Source organism: Limnohabitans planktonicus II-D5, from assembly GCF_001270065.2.
GTDB classification, from domain to species: Bacteria; Pseudomonadota; Gammaproteobacteria; order Burkholderiales; family Burkholderiaceae_C; genus Limnohabitans_A; species Limnohabitans_A planktonicus.
This window is the reverse complement of the sequence record NZ_LFYT02000012.1, coordinates 69282-87197: the sequence shown is the minus strand read 5'-3', so window position 1 is coordinate 87197 and position 17916 is coordinate 69282. Positions and strand designations below refer to the sequence as shown.

General features: G+C 57.2%; 15 protein-coding genes. 8 read left to right on the top strand and 7 right to left on the bottom strand.

Going from position 1 to position 17916, the window contains the following annotated elements:
* Positions 1-215: 215 nt before the first annotated feature.
* Positions 216-671, bottom strand: a complete 456-nt coding sequence (locus H663_RS31435; RefSeq protein ID WP_053173997.1) for a ferritin-like domain-containing protein — start codon at positions 669-671, stop codon at positions 216-218.
* Between the two features lie 266 nt (positions 672-937).
* Positions 938-4510, bottom strand: a complete 3573-nt coding sequence (locus tag H663_RS31425; protein ID WP_053176736.1) for an indolepyruvate ferredoxin oxidoreductase family protein — start codon at positions 4508-4510, stop codon at positions 938-940.
* Between the two features lie 283 nt (positions 4511-4793).
* On the opposite strand from H663_RS31425, the gene H663_RS31420 reads away from it, so the two are divergent.
* Both H663_RS31420 and H663_RS31415 read left to right on the top strand, forming a co-directional pair.
* A complete protein-coding gene (locus H663_RS31420; RefSeq protein WP_053173994.1) occupies positions 4794-5249 on the top strand; it encodes an Lrp/AsnC family transcriptional regulator in 456 nt (151 codons plus the stop codon).
* A gap of 1237 nt (positions 5250-6486) precedes the next feature.
* Positions 6487-7380 carry a fumarylacetoacetate hydrolase family protein gene (locus H663_RS31415; RefSeq protein ID WP_240620499.1) on the top strand — a complete coding sequence of 298 codons (894 nt, stop codon included), beginning with the start codon at positions 6487-6489 and terminating at the stop codon, positions 7378-7380.
* On the opposite strand, the gene H663_RS31410 is transcribed toward H663_RS31415, so the two are convergent.
* From H663_RS31410 to H663_RS31390, 5 genes are read right to left on the bottom strand one after another with little or no spacing between them, the layout of a single operon-like run.
* Positions 7363-8376, bottom strand: coding sequence for a 2-dehydropantoate 2-reductase (locus tag H663_RS31410; RefSeq protein WP_053173990.1), 1014 nt, complete (start codon positions 8374-8376; stop codon positions 7363-7365). The two genes, H663_RS31415 and H663_RS31410, sit on opposite strands and share 18 nt — an antisense overlap.
* Positions 8373-9893, bottom strand: a complete 1521-nt coding sequence (locus tag H663_RS31405; RefSeq protein WP_053173988.1) for a tripartite tricarboxylate transporter permease — start codon at positions 9891-9893, stop codon at positions 8373-8375. Before H663_RS31405 ends, H663_RS31410 begins: the two co-directional genes overlap by 4 nt.
* Positions 9893-10411, bottom strand: coding sequence for a tripartite tricarboxylate transporter TctB family protein (locus tag H663_RS31400; protein WP_053173986.1), 519 nt, complete (start codon positions 10409-10411; stop codon positions 9893-9895). Before H663_RS31400 ends, H663_RS31405 begins: the two co-directional genes overlap by 1 nt.
* 8 nt (positions 10412-10419) lie before the next feature.
* Positions 10420-11424: a Bug family tripartite tricarboxylate transporter substrate binding protein gene (locus H663_RS31395; protein ID WP_053173984.1), complete on the bottom strand. Its 1005-nt coding sequence runs from the start codon at positions 11422-11424 to the stop codon at positions 10420-10422.
* A 50-nt stretch (positions 11425-11474) separates the two neighbouring features.
* Positions 11475-13004: an acyl--CoA ligase gene (locus tag H663_RS31390; protein ID WP_053173982.1), complete on the bottom strand. Its 1530-nt coding sequence runs from the start codon at positions 13002-13004 to the stop codon at positions 11475-11477.
* Positions 13005-13362: 358 nt separating this feature from the next.
* Between H663_RS31390 and H663_RS31380 the strand changes: the two genes are divergently transcribed.
* The 6 genes from H663_RS31380 (at position 13363) to H663_RS31355 (ending at position 17907) form a co-directional block, all read left to right on the top strand.
* Positions 13363-14046 carry a glutathione S-transferase N-terminal domain-containing protein gene (locus H663_RS31380; protein ID WP_083451239.1) on the top strand — a complete coding sequence of 228 codons (684 nt, stop codon included), beginning with the start codon at positions 13363-13365 and terminating at the stop codon, positions 14044-14046.
* Positions 14043-14486, top strand: coding sequence for a hypothetical protein (locus H663_RS31375; protein ID WP_240620498.1), 444 nt, complete (start codon positions 14043-14045; stop codon positions 14484-14486). The genes H663_RS31380 and H663_RS31375 overlap by 4 nt, the downstream gene beginning before the upstream one ends.
* A gap of 163 nt (positions 14487-14649) precedes the next feature.
* Positions 14650-15048 carry a tetratricopeptide repeat protein gene (locus H663_RS31370; RefSeq protein WP_240620502.1) on the top strand — a complete coding sequence of 133 codons (399 nt, stop codon included), beginning with the start codon at positions 14650-14652 and terminating at the stop codon, positions 15046-15048.
* A gap of 334 nt (positions 15049-15382) precedes the next feature.
* Positions 15383-16540 (top strand): saccharopine dehydrogenase family protein, encoded by a 1158-nt coding sequence (locus H663_RS31365; RefSeq protein ID WP_053173974.1) that lies wholly within the window; start codon positions 15383-15385, stop codon positions 16538-16540.
* Between the two features lie 9 nt (positions 16541-16549).
* Positions 16550-17299 carry an SDR family oxidoreductase gene (locus H663_RS31360; RefSeq protein WP_053173972.1) on the top strand — a complete coding sequence of 250 codons (750 nt, stop codon included), beginning with the start codon at positions 16550-16552 and terminating at the stop codon, positions 17297-17299.
* 17 nt (positions 17300-17316) lie between these two features.
* Complete coding sequence (locus H663_RS31355) at positions 17317-17907, top strand: 2-hydroxychromene-2-carboxylate isomerase (protein WP_053173970.1); 591 nt, start codon at positions 17317-17319, stop codon at positions 17905-17907.
* Positions 17908-17916: the final 9 nt, after the last annotated feature.

The following is a 17916-nucleotide window of genomic DNA, read 5'->3' as shown; positions in this document are numbered from 1 at the left end:
TGCCCACGGTGGATGCAGGGTCATTGAATGACGCATGCCCCCAAAAGCCCCCGGGCTTGTCGGCTCGGGGGCTGGGGGCAGACCATTAAGGGGGTCGGGATTCAAAGCTGAAGTTCACGCACTCGTAGACCGCAGCACGCTGCGCCACCTTCTGAAGCTGATTGACAGACCTGATCGATCAACTCGGTTGAACAGCCCTGGCTATGGGTCATTGTTCAGCTTTTGAACGAATCGATGGCACCGGGTTTACGCAGCATTTTGTTCACTTCGTCGCGATGCAGTTCTTCTTGGACGATCATTTCACGCGCATACTCTTCCAGCAAAACGCTGTGGCCTTCCACGATTTTCAGCAAGTTGTAATAGGCATCGAGCGTGCATTTTTCGTGCTCCAAGCTCTCTCGCAAAATGTCGCCCAGATCGTGCTTTTCAGTCTCGAGTAAAGGGCCTATTTTCAAGGATGGATGCCCACCCAACAGGGTCACCAACTCCCCCGCTTTGTGCGCGTGTTGCAAGCCCTCTTCGGCGTTTTCTTTTAACCACGACACAATAGGGATGCGGTTAAATCCATAGACCATCAGGGCGTAATGGGTGTATTTGACGACACCGGCCAACTCCAACTCCAAGATGAGATTGAGTGCCTGAATCACCATTGGTTTTTCATTAATTTCCATTTGAAGTCCTTCTCGGTTTTTAAGAGCACTCAAATAGTAAGTAATGAAGAATTAAATTTAAGTGCGTTAGCAAACATATTGCGCAAACACCCCATGTTCACCCCACTCACCAAAACCGGCCAGAAGCGGTCAGCCATGCTCATTTTCGATGGCAGTATTTTGGGGATGACATTGCCCATCAGGGGTGATGGGTGAGCTTTCGGTGTTCATCTGTGCCTAGGACCCCAACAGGCTAAATGATGCGCACCCACTTCAGGTCGCAGCACTCAAACGCTGCGAATCGCAACGCCCCGAAATTGCTGCAAACCAGTGTCTTGCGGCGGACGTGGGTAACGGGTGGGATCGATCCGGTGAAGCAGCCAAGCTTGACGACTCTGGGCGGCGCGTATGTTGCGGGCCTTCACATGGCCAAAGCCTCGCATGGACAGCGGCAGCGCAACAATGTCGCGCATCAAGTCTTGATTTTTTGTGTTGACCAAGGGCAACAACTCTTGCACCAGTGTGATGTGGGCATCTATCAGATGACGCTCCATACGCCGCTCGTGCGAGTAGCCAAACGGGTCCCAAATCGTGCCGCGCAACACTTTCCCCTTGGCCAAAAGCCCCAACACGGGGCGCATCCAGCCACCCAGAGTGACTTTGCGGGGTGCTTTTCCATCGGATTCTTTGAACAACGCGGGCGGTGACATGTGGAATGCCAGGCGGTAGTCGCCTTCAAACTGCGCATCCAGTTGCGCTTGGAAGGCCTTGTCACTGAACAACCTGGCAACTTCGTATTCATCCTTGTAGCTCATCAATTTGTGCAGGCTACGTGCTACCGTCATGCCCAAGGTGTCATCGCTCAAGCCAGCTGCTTGCGTGGCCCGCTGAACATCACGCATCAAGCGCGTGTAGCGTTGTGCCCAAGCCTTGCTCTGGTAAGCCGCGAGATGCTGGCTGGCCTGTTCGATGAAGCTGTGCAGGTCTTCTGGCAAAGCCTCTGCTTTGGCGGACATGCTCAACGCCATGGGATCTGCGGCTGCCAGTCGACCCACGGTGAAGGCCAGCAAGTTGGCTTCCACGGCGACATTGTTCAAGCGGATGGCCTGCACCAGCGCCGCCAAGCTGACAGGCACCAGCCCACGCTGCCAGGCGTAACCCATGGCCAAGATGTTGGCGGCCAGTGTGTCGCCCAGTACCTGCTCAGCCAGTGCCTGTGCGTCAAAGGTTTCCACCTGCGCATCGCCCGCAGAAAAACGGATTTTTTCGACCAGCAAGTCGGTTTGCACTTGCGCATCCGGGTTGCGCACAGCATCGGCAACAGGTGTTTCATGCACATTCACCAGCACGCGTGTACGGCCATGGCGAATGGTTTGAAGTGCTTCAGCAGAGGCAGCCACCACCGCATCACAGGCCAGCAAGGCATCTGCTTGTTGGGTATCGATGCGCACCTGGTTGAGCAGTTCTTGTGTGGGCGCTATGCGTACAAAACTCAGCACCGAGCCACCTTTTTGGGCAAAGCCCATGAAGTCGAGCACGCTGGCGTGCTGCCCTTGCAGGTGCGCAGCCATGGCAATGACCGCGCCCACCGTCACCACACCGGTGCCGCCCACTCCGGTGATCAGCAAGTCCCAGGGGCTATCGGTGCTGCGGGGATGGATGTCTGGCAAGCGTGCCGCGTGCGCCATGAACTGCTGGCGCATTTGCGGGGAAGCGCCCGTCTTGCGACGTTGACGTCCTCCGATCACGCTGACAAAACTCGGGCAAAAGCCATTGGCACACGAATAGTCCTTGTTGCAATGCGTCTGGTCGATCTTGCGCTTGCGACCCCATGGCGTCTCCTGCGGCAGCACCGCCACGCAATTGCTTTGCACACCGCAGTCACCACAGCCTTCGCATACCCCTTCGTGGATCATCAGGCGACGCGCAGGATCGCTCAGCTCACCTTTCTTGCGGCGGCGACGTTTCTCTGCGGCGCAGGTCTGCTCGTAAATCAGTACCGACACACCCGTGACTTCGCGCAACTGGCGCTGCACAAGGTCCAAATCTTCACGCGGATGGAATGTGGCGATGGACGGAAAGCGGTTTTTGATGGCGTTGAATTTTGCGATGTCATCGCTCACGATCGCCAGGGCTTCAACGCCCTCGCTCTCGACCTGGCGTGCAATGGCATCCACGCTGATGACACCATCGACGGGTTGTCCGCCTGTCATCGCCACCGCATCGTTGAACAAAATTTTGTAGGTGATGCGGGCCTTGGCCGCAACCGCTTGCCGAATGGCGAGATAGCCCGAGTGGTAATACGTTCCGTCGCCCAGATTCTGAAAGACATGCGGCGTGCGGGTAAAGCGCGAGTGCGAGACCCAGTCCACCCCTTCGCCTCCCATCTGGATCAGGCCAGCGGTGTCGCGCTCCATCCAGTTGGCCATGAAGTGGCAGCCAATGCCTGCACGCGCGGTAGAGCCTTCGGGCACTTTCGTCGATGTGTTGTGCGGGCAGCCGGCACAAAAGTAGGGCAGCCGCTTGACCGCATCGCTGGCGTTACTGAGCATGTCAGCGGGCACGAAATCCAGAACCTTCAGATACGGAATGTTCAGCACCCCTCCCGTGTGCTGCCGTAACCAGTCAGCCACTTGCACGATCAAGCGAGAGGGGCGCAATTCGCCCAGCGCTGACAAGAGCGCCTGGCCTTGTGCATCGCGTTTGCCCACGATCACAGGGCGCGAAGGCGCGTTGTACAACAGATCGCGCAATTGCTGCTCGACGATGGGCGCTTTTTCTTCGATGACCAGAATCTCTCGAAGGCCTTGTGCAAAGGCATGCATGCGGGTGGTTTCGATCGGGAAGGTCAGGCCTAACTTGATCACACGCACACCGGCAGCGGCCAGTGAGGCTTCGCTCAAGCCCAATCGCCGGAACACTTCCATCAGGTCGTGGTGGGCCTTGCCCGCCGTGACAATGCCAATGTGGGCCTGCGGGCTGACGATCACCTGGCGGTCAATGCTGTTCACTTGTGCAAAGGCGGCCACTGCGCTCAGCTTGTCGTGCAGGCGCGATTCGAGACGCAAGGACGGCAAATCAGGCCAGCGGTAGTGCAGGCCATCGGCAGGCGCAACATGTCCCGTCAGGTCTTGCACTTCTTGTGGCCGCTTCCAAAGACCCTGCTGCGCATTGATGGCGTCCAGATCCACCGTCGTACTGCTTTCCACCACCTCTGACAGCGCGGTCAGGCCCACCCAGGCACCCGAATAACGTGACAAGGCAAAGCCATACAAACCGAAGCTCAGCAACTCCGATACATCAGCTGGAGAGACCACTGGCATGTGCCAGGACTGAAACACCTGGTCGCTCTGGTGCGGCATGGACGACGACACACAGCCATGGTCGTCGCCCGCCACCACCACCACACCGCCGTGCGGTGATGAGCCAAAGGCGTTGCCGTGTTTGAGTGCATCGCCTGCGCGGTCCACACCCGGGCCTTTGCCGTACCACAGTCCGAATACGCCATCGACTGTGCGCTCTGGGTCAGACTCCACGCGCTGCGTGCCCAGCACCTGTGTGGCACCCAGCTCTTCGTTGATGGCGGGCACAAATTCGATGCCCGCTTCCTTGAACTTTTCACCTTGTTTCCAGATGACTTGATCCACCATCCCCAGTGGCGATCCCCTGTAGCCGCTGATGAAACCGCGCGTGTTCCATTGCTGGCTTTCGTCGAAGCGGCGCTGCATCAGCATCAGCCGCACCAGCGCCTGCGTGCCCGACATAAAGACCGCGCCTTGCTGCGCCCAGACGTTGTCCTTGAGCTGGTAATCGCGCAAATCCGCAGGCGGGGTGACGGGGGTCTGGGGCTTATGTGTCATTTGTGTCTCCACACTATTGATCCGGCACGCTGAAGATTGAAATGGGTGCGAGATGTCGTCTCGTAGGTCGGTACTCGCAATGTCCGACGTTATGGGTTTCGGCACAGGCCCATGTCGGGGTCTTTGACCGCCGACCTGCTACCTCTTTGAGCATTGAAAACCTCATTGACCCAAATCAATAGAGAAGTAAGAATAGGCCATTAGTTGGCGAATAAAACACTTTTCAAGATCGAATTAGCCACTGGATTGAGAAATAATTTCTCAAAAAGAATAAGATGGAAAAATGAAAGACGTTTACAGCCTGAAAATCCTTGAAGCCTTGCAACTGGATTCGCGCATGACCGTGCAGCAAATTTCAGAGCGGGTCGGTCTGTCACCCACGCCATGCTGGAAACGCATCAAGGAGATGGAGACCCAAGGCGTCATCACCGGCTACACCGTTCAGGTGGATCGCAAAAAGGTCGGGCTGAATTTGATGGTGATGGCCGAAATCAACCTCACCCAGCACACCGAAAAAACAGTGGCCGAATTTGAGGCTGCCGTGCAGGCCACGCCGCACATCGTGCACTGTTACTCCACCACGGGCCAATCGGACTATGTGTTGACCATCATGGCGCAAGACATTGAGGCGTATGAACACTTCTTGATGAAAACCTTGTTCAAGCTGCCCGCAGTGGCGCATGTGCGATCGAGCATCGTGTTGCGGGACATCAAACAGGTTTCAGTGCTGCCGCTTTGAACAAGTCATTGCTTGGGATCGCGGGGGAATGCCAGCGTCCCGGCTAGTGCAAGACGGGTCGCTGTCACTGCCAACAAGGCAAGGCTTCAGGAGATGTGACCCGCCGTTATGGGTCGGAACTGTCATTTCAAGAACCGGAAATCAGCTGAAAACAGTGAGTAGCCATGAAAGTACACAAAAATTCAGACTGACTCGATTACTCTGCGGCAGTACCTCATCTGTGTCTATTGATACGGCACGCTGAAGTGTGAAATGTGTGAGAAGTGCCATCTCACAGGTCGGTACTCGCAGAGTCCAGCATGATGGGTTTCGGCGCAGGCCCACGTCGGGGTCTTCTACCGCCGACCTACAACTTCAATGCATGAGCCATGCCATTTTGTAGGTCGGTCCTCGCAGAGTCCGACATTGTTGGTTCAACGCAGTCCCATGTCGGAGTCTTCGACCGCCGACCTACAACATCCATGTGTGAGACAAGTCATTTTGTATGTCGGTACTCGCAGAGTCCGACATTGTTGGTTCAACGCAGTCCCATGTCGGAGTCTTCGACCGCCGACCTACAACATCAATGCATGTGCCATGCCATTTTGTAGGTCGGTACTCGCAGAGTCCGACATTGTTGGTTCAACGCAGTCCCATGTCGGAGTCTTCGACCGCCGACCTACAACATCCATGTGTGAGACAAGTCATTTTGTATGTCGGTACTCGCAGAGTCCGACATTGTTGGTTCAACGCAGTCCCATGTCGGGGTCTTCGACCGCCGACCTACAACTTCAATGCATGAGCCATGCCATTTTGTAGGTCGGTACTCGCAGAGTCCGACATTGTTGGTTCAACGCAGGCCCATGTCGGGGTCTTCGACCGCCGACCTACAACTTCAATGCATGAGCCATGCCATTTTGTAGGTCGGTACTCGCAGAGTCCGACATTGTTGGTTCAACGCAGTCCCATGTCGGAGTCTTCGACCGCCGACCTACAACATCCATGTGTGAGACAAGTCATTTTGTAGGTCGGTACTCGCAGAGTCCGACATTGTTGGTTCAACGCAGTCCCATGTCGGGGTCTTCGACCGCCGACCTACAACTTCAATGCATGAGCCATGCCATTTTGTAGGTCGGTACTCGCAGAGTCCGACATTGTTGGGTCAACGCAGGCCCATGTCGGAGTCTTCGACCGCCGACCTACAACATCAATGTGTAAGACATGCCATTTTGTAGGTCGGTACTCGCAGAGTCCGACATTGTTGGTTCAACGCAGGCCCATGTCGGAGTCTTCGACCGCCGACCTGCAACATCAATGTGTGAGCCATGCCATATCGCAGGTCGGGATTGATTACACTGACATATGGCATATACCCAGGGAGCATGCGATGCAGTGGTTGCGGTACCTACAAGATGGCAAGGTAATGACAGGCGTGCTGGAGCAGCAGACGGTTCATGAGCATGGCGGTGCCCTGTTCGAAACCTTCAAGCCGACCGGCAACACAGTGGCGGCTGACGGCTTGCAATGGTTGCCCCCGTGCATGCCAGGAAAAATCATCGGGCTCTGGAACAATTTCCGAGCTGCCGCAGAAAAAAATGGCTGGTCGGCACCCACAGAACCCCTTTATTTCATGAAATCACCCGGCGCAGCGGCGGGCCACCAGCAAGCGATTGCCGTGCCATCGAGCTATCCCGGGCGCGTGGTGTTTGAGGGAGAACTTGTGCTGGTGATGGGCACCACCGCGCGCCAAGTCACTGTACAGAATGCACCCCAACACATTTTTGGCTACACCTGCGGTAACGATGTCACGGCGCTCGAGCTCATCCACCGCGACGCCTCATTCCCCCAATGGACGCGCGCCAAAAGCTTTGACGGCTTTGCGGCCTTCGGGCCGGTGATTGACACTGATTTCGATGCCGAAAATGGCCATCTGCGCACGCTGGTAGACGGCCGAGAGCGCCAGAACTATGCCTTCAGCGACATGTTTTTCAGTCCTGCTCAGATCGTGTCCCACCTCTCGCACGACATGACGCTTGAGCCAGGCGATCTCATTTACTGCGGCACGTCGCTCGGTGTTTTGCCGATGAAAGCCGGGGCCACGGTGGAGGTGCTGATCGACGGCATCGGCACTTTGTCAAACCGGTATGGGTAGAAGCTGCAGGCGGCCTTTGTGCTGGGCCATCGTGTGGGCCAGCAGTTGCGTTGCCGCATAGATCGCGTCAATGGTTGGCGTCGGTGTCCCCGTGATACGGCCTAATTCAACAACCGAGCCCACCAGTGCATTGAGCTCCAAGGCCCTGCCAGCTTCAACGTCTTGCAACATGGATGTTTTGTGCGCGCCCACCGCCTGCGCGCCTGCAATGCGTTTGTCGAGCGATACCTTGAACTGCACCCCCAGTTTTTCGGCGACGCTTTGCGCTTGCGTCATCATGTTGGCGGCCAGCTCGCGGGACGGACCGAAGGTGCAGATGTCTTCCAGCGTCGCATGGGTCAGGGCAGAGATGGGGTTGAAGCTCAGATTGCCCCACAGCTTGAGCCAGATTTCGCTGCGGATATCTTTCGAGACAGGGGCCTTGAAGCCAGCGCGCATCATCACTTGAGAAAGCGCCTCGATGCGCTCGCTGCGACTGCCATCGAGCTCCCCCAGTGTGAAGCGGTTGCCTTCAATGACCCGCACGACACCTGGCTCGATCAGCTCGGCTGCCGGGTAGACCACACTGCCGATGATGTGCTCGGGCGCGATCTCCTGCGCCAGACGTCCGTTGGGGTCTACGCTCTCGAGGCTGCGCCCGGAATAGTCCCCTTCCAGTTTTTGGAAGTACCACCAGGGAATGCCGTTGATCATGGTCACCAGCAACGTCTTGGGGCCCAGCAGTGCGCCCAGTTCTGGCAACAGGTCAACCACCTGGTGGGCTTTGACGGTGAGCAGCACCACGTCTTGCACGCCAGCGTCTGACATGCGCTCTACGGCTTTGGCCGCAGGTGCGTCAAGCGTGCTTCCGTCTTCCAAAATGAGGCGAAAGCCGTTCGCCTGAATCGCCGCCAAATTGCGGTTGCGCGCGATGAAAGTGATGTCTTCTCCGGCGGCTGAGAGCCTCGCCCCCAAATAACCCCCAATCGCGCCCGCACCGACCACCGCTATTTTCATTGGGAAGACCCTGCCTTTACGTTGCTGTTTTGCAGCAGCATACCCTTAACTGCACTGACCAGCGGCCAGAGCAACAACAACAAAGCCAGGCCCGTGATGACACCCACCAGCGGGTTGGACCAGAAGATCGACAAACTGCCCTGGGACAAGAGCATGGACTGCCGAAAGCTCGCCTCGGCCATATCACCTAACACCAGCGCGAGGACCAATGGTGCCAGCGGGTACTTGAGCTTTTTGAAGAGGTAGCCCATGACCCCGAAGACCAGCATCATCACCACGTCAAACAATGAGCTGTGAACGGTGTAAGCACCGATGGCACAGATGACCACGATCACCGGGCCAATCACCGAGAAAGGAATACGCAGGAATGCCGCCCAGAACGGCACGGTGGTCAGCACCACCACAAGCCCGACGATGTTGCCCAAATACATGGAAGCAATGAGCCCCCACACAAAGTCCTTGTGCTCCACAAAGAGCATGGGGCCGGGCTGAAGGCCCCAGATCATCAGGCCGCCCAAAAGCACAGCGGCCGTCGGTGAGCCTGGAATACCCAGCGTCAGCATGGGCAACAGCGCCGATGTGCCGGCCGCATGCGCCGCGGTCTCGGGTGCCACCACCCCCTCAATATTGCCTTTGCCAAAGGACGCTGGGTCTTTGGACATGCGTTGCGCCATGCCGTAGCTCATGAACGACGCAGGTGTGGCACCGCCGGGTGTGATGCCCATCCAGCAGCCCACAGCGGTCGAGCGCAAAAAGTTGAGCCATTGGCGCGGCAACTCGGCCCAGGTCTGGAGCACCACGCGCAGGTTGAGTTTGGCACTTTTGCCTTTGAAGGCCAGGCCTTCTTCCATGGTCAGCAAAATCTCTCCGATGCCAAACAGGCCGATCACCGCAATCAGGAAATCAAAGCCCTTGAGCAGCTCGGGATAGCCATAGGTCATGCGCAATTGCCCGGTGACCGTGTCCATGCCCACCGCAGCCAGCGCAAACCCCAACATCATGGCGGCGATGACCTTGGCGGCGGGTTCTTTACTCATGCCCACAAAGCTGCAAAAGGTCAGGAGTTGCACCGCAAAGAATTCGGCCGGCCCGAACTTGAGGGCGAATTTGGCCAGCACAGGGGCCAGGAAGGTGATCAAGACCACCGCGAAAAGCGCGCCCACAAAGGACGAGGTGAACGCTGCTGTGAGTGCCTGTGCCGCACGTCCCTGCTGGGCCATGGGGTAGCCGTCAAAGGTGGTCGCCACCGACCACGGTTCTCCAGGGATATTGAACAAAATAGACGTGATGGCACCACCAAACAGTGCACCCCAATAGATGCACGACAGCATGATGATGGCCGAGGTCGGGTTCATCGTGAACGTCAGCGGCAGCAAGATGGCAATGCCGTTGGCCCCCCCCAGGCCGGGAAGCACGCCAATGAGTACACCCAAGGTGACGCCAATGAGCATATAGGCCAGGTTGGGCAGTGTCATGGCCACTGCAAAACCCTGCATCAGGTTGTTGACTTCTTCCATTAAAGCCCCAGCAAACTTTCCAGCGGACCTTTTGGCAAGGGCACCAGGAACCAGCGTTCAAACACCAGAAAAAATGCGACTGGCACCGTCAGGGACACCGCCGCGGTCACGCGCCAGCCGAAGTGCCCGTGGCGACGCATGAAGTAGCCGATCAGCAAAGCGGAGGGGAGGTAAATGCCCATCCACAACATCGTCACGATGTAAATGACCATCGGGATCAGCATGGCCATGACGGTGGCGATCTGGCTGCGCTCGGCAAAAACCTCGTCCAATGAGCGCCAATGCCACAGGGTGCTCCCCAAAATTGCGGCACTGGAAGCGCACAAGGCCAGGCCAATGTAAAACGGGAAATAGCCCGAGCGTGGACCGTCATCGGCCCAGCCAATGCCCACGCGCAAGCTGTCCACCACCACCAGCACGCCCAGGGCCAGCAACAGCAAGGCGACAGCCACCTCGGGCCCACGCGTCTTGGGGTCGTTCGCGGATTCTGCGTCCGGTTTGTTGGCGTTTTCAGTCATTGCAGGCCTTACTTGGCAATAAAGCCAGCTTCTTTCATCAGCTCGCGGTGCAATTGCTCGTTGCGACCCAACCATTCGAAGTAATCGTTGCCTGACATCGCGGTCTGCTTGAAGGCACCTTTTTGCATGAATTCTTGCCACTCAGGCAAGGCACGCACTTTTTGAAACAGGTCCACGTAGTACTTGGTCTGGGCAGCAGATACGCCGGGCGGCATGAAGATGCCGCGCAGCATCAGGTACTCCACGGGCAAGCCTGCAGAGCCGCATGTGGGCACATCACTCCAGGATTGCGTGGCCGTGATTTTGGCTTTGAAGGGCAGGCGTTCTTTGTCAAAGACGCACAGCGGGCGCAGCGCGCCCGAGCGCCAGTGGGATTCGGCCTCAATGGGGTTGTTCACTGTGGAATCAATGTGTTTGCCCACCAATTGCACCGCCACATCGCCACCCCCCTTTAGCGGGATGTAAATGAGCTTCTTGCCCAGCGTCTTTTCCAACAGCACGCTGATGATCTGGTCTTCCTGCTTGGAGCCGGTACCGCCCATTTTGAAGGTCTTGTCAGGCTGAGCCTTGACGGCTGCAAGGTAGTCCTTGGTGGTCTTGTAAGGTGTGTCTGCGTTGACCCACAGGACAAATTGGTCCAACGCCAACATGGACACTGGGGTGAGGTCGCGCCAATTGAACGGCACGCCAGTCGCCAAAGGTGTGGTGAACAGGTTGGACAGCGTGATCACAATTTTGTGTGCGTTCCCCTTGTCGGCCTTGACGTCGAGGAAGCCCTCGGCACCCGCACCGCCTGATTTGTTCACCACAATGATGGGCTGGGGACTGAGTTTGTTCTTGGCGACCACGCCCTGGATGAACCTGGCCATCTGGTCCGCTCCGCCACCCGTGCCTGCGGGCACGACAAACTCAACCGGCTTGGTGGGCTCCCAGGCATGGGCTGCACAGCCAAGGGCAGCGGCAGCCAAGACAAAAGTTCGCTGCACCGTGCTGATCCATTTTTGCAACTGCATAGCCAAGTCTCCTGTTGATTGAAAAATCGATGCCCTGGCGATCAGACCCTCTAGCCGCCAAGTCCCAGCTTGGCCGCCAGCCCGATGCGCTGAAGCTTGCCAGTGGCGCCTTTGGGGATTTCGTCCATGAACAAAATTTTCTTGGGCACCTTGTACTCAGCGGCCCGTGAGCTGACAAAGGCCTGCAGTTCACGCTCGGTAGCGCTCTGACCCTCGCGCAGCACCACAACTGCAGCCACTTCTTCACCCAATTTGGGGTGCGGCATACCAAAGCAGACCACCTGGGCCACGGCGGCGTGGTCCATCAAAATCTCGTCCACCTCGCGAGGGCTGACTTTTTCGCCACCGCGGTTGATGATTTCCTTCAGACGCCCAGTGATGCTGATGTAGCCGTCTGCGTCCATCACGCCTTGATCGCCGGTGCGGAACCACCCGTGGGTGAAACCCTCTTCGTTGGCTTTGGGGTTGTTTTCGTATCCGGCCGTCACGTTGGCGCCACGGATCACGATTTCGCCTACAGAACCACGCGGCAACAGGCTGCCCTCGGTGTCCATGATGCCGATCTCGGGGCCGGCGGCAATGCCCACCATGCCCGGCTTGCGCACTCCCGGGGGCAGCGGGTTGCAGGCCATTTGGTGCGTTGCCTCGGTCATGCCATAGGCTTCGATGAGCGGCGCTTGGAACAGGGCTTCAAGTTCCTGAATCACCTGCGGCGGCATGGACGACGAGGACGAACGCAAAAAGCGCAGCGGGTTGCGCGCGATGACATCGGCATTGCCTTTGCCCCGGCTCACAATCGCTTGGTGCATGGTCGGCACAGCGGTGTACCAGGTCGGTCGGGCCTCGTCCATCCAGGCGAAAAACTTCAGGGCATTGAAGCCAGGGGTGCAAAACACTTGCGAGCCCGCCGCCAATGGTGCCAGCACGCCGGCAATCAGGCCGTGAATGTGAAACAGCGGCATGACGTTGAGGCCGCAATCCTCGGGCACAAACTGCAAACTGTTGCGGATGTTGGTGGCAGACGCCACCAAATTGCCTTGGGTGAGCGGCACAATCTTGGGCCGCGACGTGGTTCCCGAGGTGTGGAGCACCATGGACACGTCCCCAGGCAATGCGTAACCACCGTGCGCTGCGGCAGATCCGGCTGGTTTGCCGTCTCGCGGCGTCAGGGTGAAGTGGCCAGCAGCTTGCTCCGGCTCGACCACCAGTTCAATGATGCGCACGCCCAGCTTTTCAGCAACGGCAATGGCCGGTAAGGTGCTGGACCGCTCAACAATCAGCGCTTTGGCATGAAGGTCATTCAAATAGAACTCGAATTCATCGGCGCGATAAGCCGGATTCAAGGGCGCACTGGTCACACCGCTGGCACAGGCCATGAAGCAAGTCGCCATCTCAGGGCCGTTGGGCAACACGATCGCCACCCGGTCGTTGCGGCCAATGCCCAGCGCATTGAGCTGCTCAATGGTGGTGGCAATCAGCGTACGTAAGGCGTCAAAATTCAGCGGTAAACGCGCTGGGGCTGAAATCGCTGGCGCATGATTGGCACCACAGGCAAGCAAATCTTGCAAAACTATCGACATGACTACTCCCTTAAGCCTATATCGGTTTATACCGGAATGACTTCACTGCGCAGCGTTCGTGCGCAATACTTGACTAGGGAATTCCCGTGCTTGCGCCGACGCACGATTCGTTGTGGGATTGTGTGCAAGGCCGAGGGTGACGGATACGAAATTCAAGCCCATCAGGGCCAAAAGCTTTGACTTTGGCATCCATAACAACCCATTGCGACCGCTGGGCTGGCCCAACCTGCCGCCCAGGGTTGGTCATCGCGCTGTTTTGCCTGCTGACCAATTGATGCGCAACTGGCCACCGCAGACCGGGCACAACAGCGGACAAGCACTTTTTGGCGCAGAAAGCTGCCCCCCTTAAACTGCCCCCATGCACAACACTGCAACGCCTGTTTTGTACTCGTTTCGACGCTGCCCTTACGCCATGCGGGCCCGAATGGCCTTGCAAGTGAGCCAGGTAGCCTACGAACACCGCGAAATCCTGCTGAGAGATAAGCCCGAGCACATGCTCGCCTTGTCCCCCAAAGGCACGGTCCCCGTCCTTTGGCTTGCAGATGCGCCAGGTCACAAGGTGCTGGACGAAAGTCTGGACATCATGCTCTGGGCACTGGATCAACATGACCCCTTACGCTGGCTGCCTGCATCGCCAGAAGACAGGGCTGCGGCTTTGGCGCGGATTGCCTTGAACGATGAGGTCTTCAAAAAACACTTGGATCGTTACAAATACCCCCTTCGTTTTCAGCTCAGCACCGGCATTCAGGACAGGGATTTGGGCGCTGTGTTTCTTTGGCAGATCAACGCGGATTTGCAAAAAAATGCCTTTTTAAACGGTCAGCATTGGGGCCTGACGGACGCGGCCTTGGCACCTTTTGTCCGGCAATTTGCGCATGTCGATGCCGATTGGTTCGCAGCTCAAGGCTGGTCAGCATTGCATGTTTGGCTCGAAAACTTCGAAAACTCTCCCGGCTTTCTGAAGGCCATGCAAAAAGTAGCCTTGTGGCAAGCCGATCAAGTTCATGAAAAAACCCCTCAATCTGCAGACACCCCGACATGAAACAACTGCTGATCCTTTGCGCTGCTGGGGCTTTGTCTTGGTCTTGCATGGCCAGAGACTCCACCGCTGATGTTTCCCCTCCCGAATGGTTCACCCAGGCACGCCAAGCCATTGAGCTGAAGAACTACGATGTGGCGATCCAAGTCCTCTCCCAAGCCCCCGACACACAATCTGCCGATTGGCATAACCTGATGGGCTTCAGCTTGCGCCTGAAAACACCCCCTCAGTTGGTGATGGCTGAACGGCATTACCAAGTTGCGTTGGAAAAAAACCCCATGCACCTCGGTGCCCTGGAGTATTACGGTGAACTGCTTTTGCTGAAAAATGATTTGCCAGGCGCACAAACCCTGTTGAAACGGCTTGAAAGGGCTTGCACTTCAGAATGCGAAGAGCTGCGCGATCTGCAAAAAAGCATCGCAGAGTTCAAAACCAAGAAATGATCTTCAGTGTTTTGAAAACCCATCCCTCTGTTTGCATGCCATGCAGAAAAAGCCAACAGGGAATTTTGATAATGTTTTTACTTGAACCCACCTCTAACTGAGACACCGCAAAATGAAAAAACCATTCGCTGTTGCAATTCTTTGGGCCGTCACCTTGGCCAGCATGGCCGCCGACTCTTCACCCTCTTCCGGACCTGCCACATCCACTGGGATTGGACAAGCTCGGCAAGCCATAGAGGTGAAAAATTACGATTTGGCCGTCAAAGTGCTGAGTCAATCCGATGAGAAATCCTCTGCCGACTGGCATAACTTGATGGGTTACAGTTTGCGCAAAAAGACACCGCCAGACTTGCCCGCTGCCGAGAAGCATTACCAGATGGCTTTGGAAAAAGACCCCAAACACCGTGGCGCATTGGAGTATTACGGTGAATTGTTGCTGTTGAAGAATGATTTACCAGGCGCTGAAGCCCTGCTGAAACGGCTGGAAAAAGCATGCTTTTTTGGGTGCGAAGAACTCCGTGATCTGAAAAAAAGTGTGGCGGATTTCAAAGCCAAGAAATGATCTTCAGTCCGCCTGTTCCCAATGGGGCCCCAAGCCCACTTCTGCAAGCAGCCACACTTTCAGATCGGCTTCACCGTCCATGAGGCGCGGCACTTCGGTGCGTAGCATTGCGCTCGGCATGCGCAAAGCAGATGCCAGAGTTTCACCTGTACAGATGAAGTGACAAACACCCCGTTTTAACGGCTCCCCGCAATTGCTTTAGGGGACTTGCCTTAAAAAATGAAGTGATAGGATTAATTTTTCGCCCAAGGCCAACAGCGCAGTTGTTGTTTTGGCGTTGTAACAAGAACCAGGGATGGCACGACCTGCTTGACGCATGAATGAAAGAGCATGAATGAAAGAATTTGACATCGTGGTGCATGGTGCCACCGGCTTCACGGGCCGTTTGGTGATTGAATATTTACTCAAGCAACCATCCGGCCTGCGCTGGGCCATGGGCGGGCGCAGTGCCAGCAAACTGGCGGCCGTGCGGGACGAAGTGGGTGCCCCCGCTGACACGCCTTTGGTGGTGATCGACAGCGAAGACCCGGCCAGCCTGCAGGCCTTGATGAGCCGCACCCGCTTGGTCTTGACCACGGTGGGGCCTTACCAGTTGTACGGCAGCGGCCTGGTCAAAGCCTGCGCCGAAGCCGGTGTCGACTACGTGGACCTGTGCGGCGAGCCGGCCTGGATGCGCCAGATGATCGACGCACACCATGCCGCAGCGCAAGCCAGCGGGGCGCGAATTGTGTTCTCCTGCGGTTTTGATTCCATTCCCTTTGATCTGGGGGTGTTGATGCTGCAGGGTGAAATGCAACAGCGTTTTGGCACGCCGGCCTCGCGCGTGCGGGGTCGTGTGCGCAAGATGAAGGGCACCTTTTCGGGGGGCACGGCGGCCAGCTTCAAGGCCACCATGGCGGCCGCTGCCAGCCAGCCTGGTGTGCTGGACTTGCTGAAAAATCCATTCTCTTTGACTCCTGGATTTACCGGCCCCAAGCAACCAACCGCGCACAAACCCATGGTCGATGAGGTGCTGGATGTGTGGGTAGCCCCCTTTGTGATGGCCACCATCAACACCCGCAATGTGCACCGCTCCAACTTTTTGCTCAAGCAAGCGTGGGGTGCGGACTTTGTCTACGACGAAATGGTCATCACCGGCCCGGGCGACAAAGGCCAGGCTGTGGCCGAGGCGATTGCTGCGGATAAAAGCATGAGCGGTGCCGATGTTCTGCAACCCGGCGAAGGCCCTTCGCGGGCGGAGCGCGATGCCGGCTCTTACGACGTTTTGTTCATCGGCCACAACCTTGCAGGTCAGACCTGCCGCGTGAGCGTGCAAGGCGATCGCGACCCGGGTTATGGCAGCACCTCCAAAATGATCAGCGAAGCGGCCATCTGTTTGCTCCAAGACGCCACCCAAACACCGGGCGGCATCTGGACCCCAGCCTCCAACATGGGACAAAAACTGATCGACCGCTTGCAGGCCCATGCAGGCTTGACGTTTCGCGTGGAATAAGGAGTTTCCATGTCCAATGTTTGTCTGGTCATTGGTGCTGGTGATGCCACGGGGGGTGCGGTGGCCAGGCGTTTTGCACGAGAGGGTTACACCGTCTGCGCCACCCGCCGCACACTGGACAAATTAGAGCCCCTGTTGGCGCAGATCCGACAAGGCGGGGGTGTGGCCCATGGGTTCGGGTCCGATGCGCGCAATGAGGACGATGTGATCGCATTGGTCGAGCACATCGAAGCCAATATCGGTCCGATCGAGGTGATGGTGTTCAACATCGGTGCCAACTCGCCCAACAGTATCTTGACCGAGACCGCGCGGCGTTACACCAAAATGTGGGAGATGGCCTGTTTGGCGGGTTTTCTCACCGGCCGTGAAGTGGCCAAGCGCATGGTGAGTCGAGAAGAATTGGCTGTGAGCGGCAAGGCCCACAAAGGCACGATCATCTTCACGGGCGCGTCCGCCTCGCTGCGAGGCAGCGCGCACTTTGCAGGCTTTTCGGGTGGCAAGATGGCTTTGCGCTCTCTGGCACAAAGCATGGCCCGCGAACTCGGACCCATGGGCATTCATGTGGCGCACACCATCATCGACGGGGCGATCGACACCGAGTTCATCCGCACGCAATTTCCACAGCGCTACGCACTCAAGGACGAAGGCGGCATTTTGAACCCCGACCACATCGCCGACGCATACTGGATGCTCCACCAGCAACCACGCGATGCTTGGACGCATGAACTCGATTTGCGCCCCTACATGGAAAAGTTTTGAAAACGCAGGAGACACACATGAAAACCTTTGACTTTTACTTTGACTTTGGCAGTTTGGCCTCCTACTTGGCCCACACCCAGTTGCCCAAGATGTGTGCCGACACCGGGGCCTCAGCCAACTTGCTGCCCATGCTGCTGGGTGGGGTGTTTCAGGCCACGGGCAATGCCTCGCCCATGACCGTGCCCGCCAAGGGGCGGTATGTCTTTGTGGACTTCAAGCGCTTTGCCGATGGGTATGGCGTGCCCTTGAACACGAATCCCCACTTCCCGATCATCACGACCACGCTGATGCGGATGGTGACAGCATTGCAAATGAACAACGACCCGCGTTTGCAGGCTTTCATGGATGTGGTGTACCGAGCGATTTGGGTGGATGCACTCAATTTGAACGACCCGGCCGTCGTCAGTCAGGTGTTGACCGCAGCCGGATATGACGCTGCTGCCTTGCTGGCCATGGCAAATGACCAAGCCACCAAAGACCAACTCAAGGCCGTCACGATGAAGGCCGTGGAGCGCGGCGTGTTTGGAGCCCCTAGTTTTTTTGTAGGCGATGAAATGTTCTGGGGTCAAGACCGTATCGAGCAGGTCAAGGCCGCACTGAAGGCTTGAGTCGTTTTG

Coding starts and splice junctions, on each gene's coding strand:
- H663_RS31435 (WP_053173997.1), bottom strand. CDS start 671: ATGGAAATTAATGAAAAACCAATGGTGATTCAGGCACTCAATCTCATC.
- H663_RS31425 (WP_053176736.1), bottom strand. CDS start 4,510: ATGACACATAAGCCCCAGACCCCCGTCACCCCGCCTGCGGATTTGCGC.
- H663_RS31420 (WP_053173994.1), top strand. CDS start 4,794: ATGAAAGACGTTTACAGCCTGAAAATCCTTGAAGCCTTGCAACTGGAT.
- H663_RS31410 (WP_053173990.1), bottom strand. CDS start 8,376: ATGAAAATAGCGGTGGTCGGTGCGGGCGCGATTGGGGGTTATTTGGGG.
- H663_RS31405 (WP_053173988.1), bottom strand. CDS start 9,893: ATGGAAGAAGTCAACAACCTGATGCAGGGTTTTGCAGTGGCCATGACA.
- H663_RS31400 (WP_053173986.1), bottom strand. CDS start 10,411: ATGACTGAAAACGCCAACAAACCGGACGCAGAATCCGCGAACGACCCC.
- H663_RS31395 (WP_053173984.1), bottom strand. CDS start 11,424: ATGCAGTTGCAAAAATGGATCAGCACGGTGCAGCGAACTTTTGTCTTG.
- H663_RS31390 (WP_053173982.1), bottom strand. CDS start 13,004: ATGTCGATAGTTTTGCAAGATTTGCTTGCCTGTGGTGCCAATCATGCG.
- H663_RS31380 (WP_083451239.1), top strand. CDS start 13,363: ATGCACAACACTGCAACGCCTGTTTTGTACTCGTTTCGACGCTGCCCT.
- H663_RS31375 (WP_240620498.1), top strand. CDS start 14,043: ATGAAACAACTGCTGATCCTTTGCGCTGCTGGGGCTTTGTCTTGGTCT.
- H663_RS31370 (WP_240620502.1), top strand. CDS start 14,650: ATGGCCGCCGACTCTTCACCCTCTTCCGGACCTGCCACATCCACTGGG.
- H663_RS31365 (WP_053173974.1), top strand. CDS start 15,383: ATGAAAGAATTTGACATCGTGGTGCATGGTGCCACCGGCTTCACGGGC.
- H663_RS31360 (WP_053173972.1), top strand. CDS start 16,550: ATGTCCAATGTTTGTCTGGTCATTGGTGCTGGTGATGCCACGGGGGGT.
- H663_RS31355 (WP_053173970.1), top strand. CDS start 17,317: ATGAAAACCTTTGACTTTTACTTTGACTTTGGCAGTTTGGCCTCCTAC.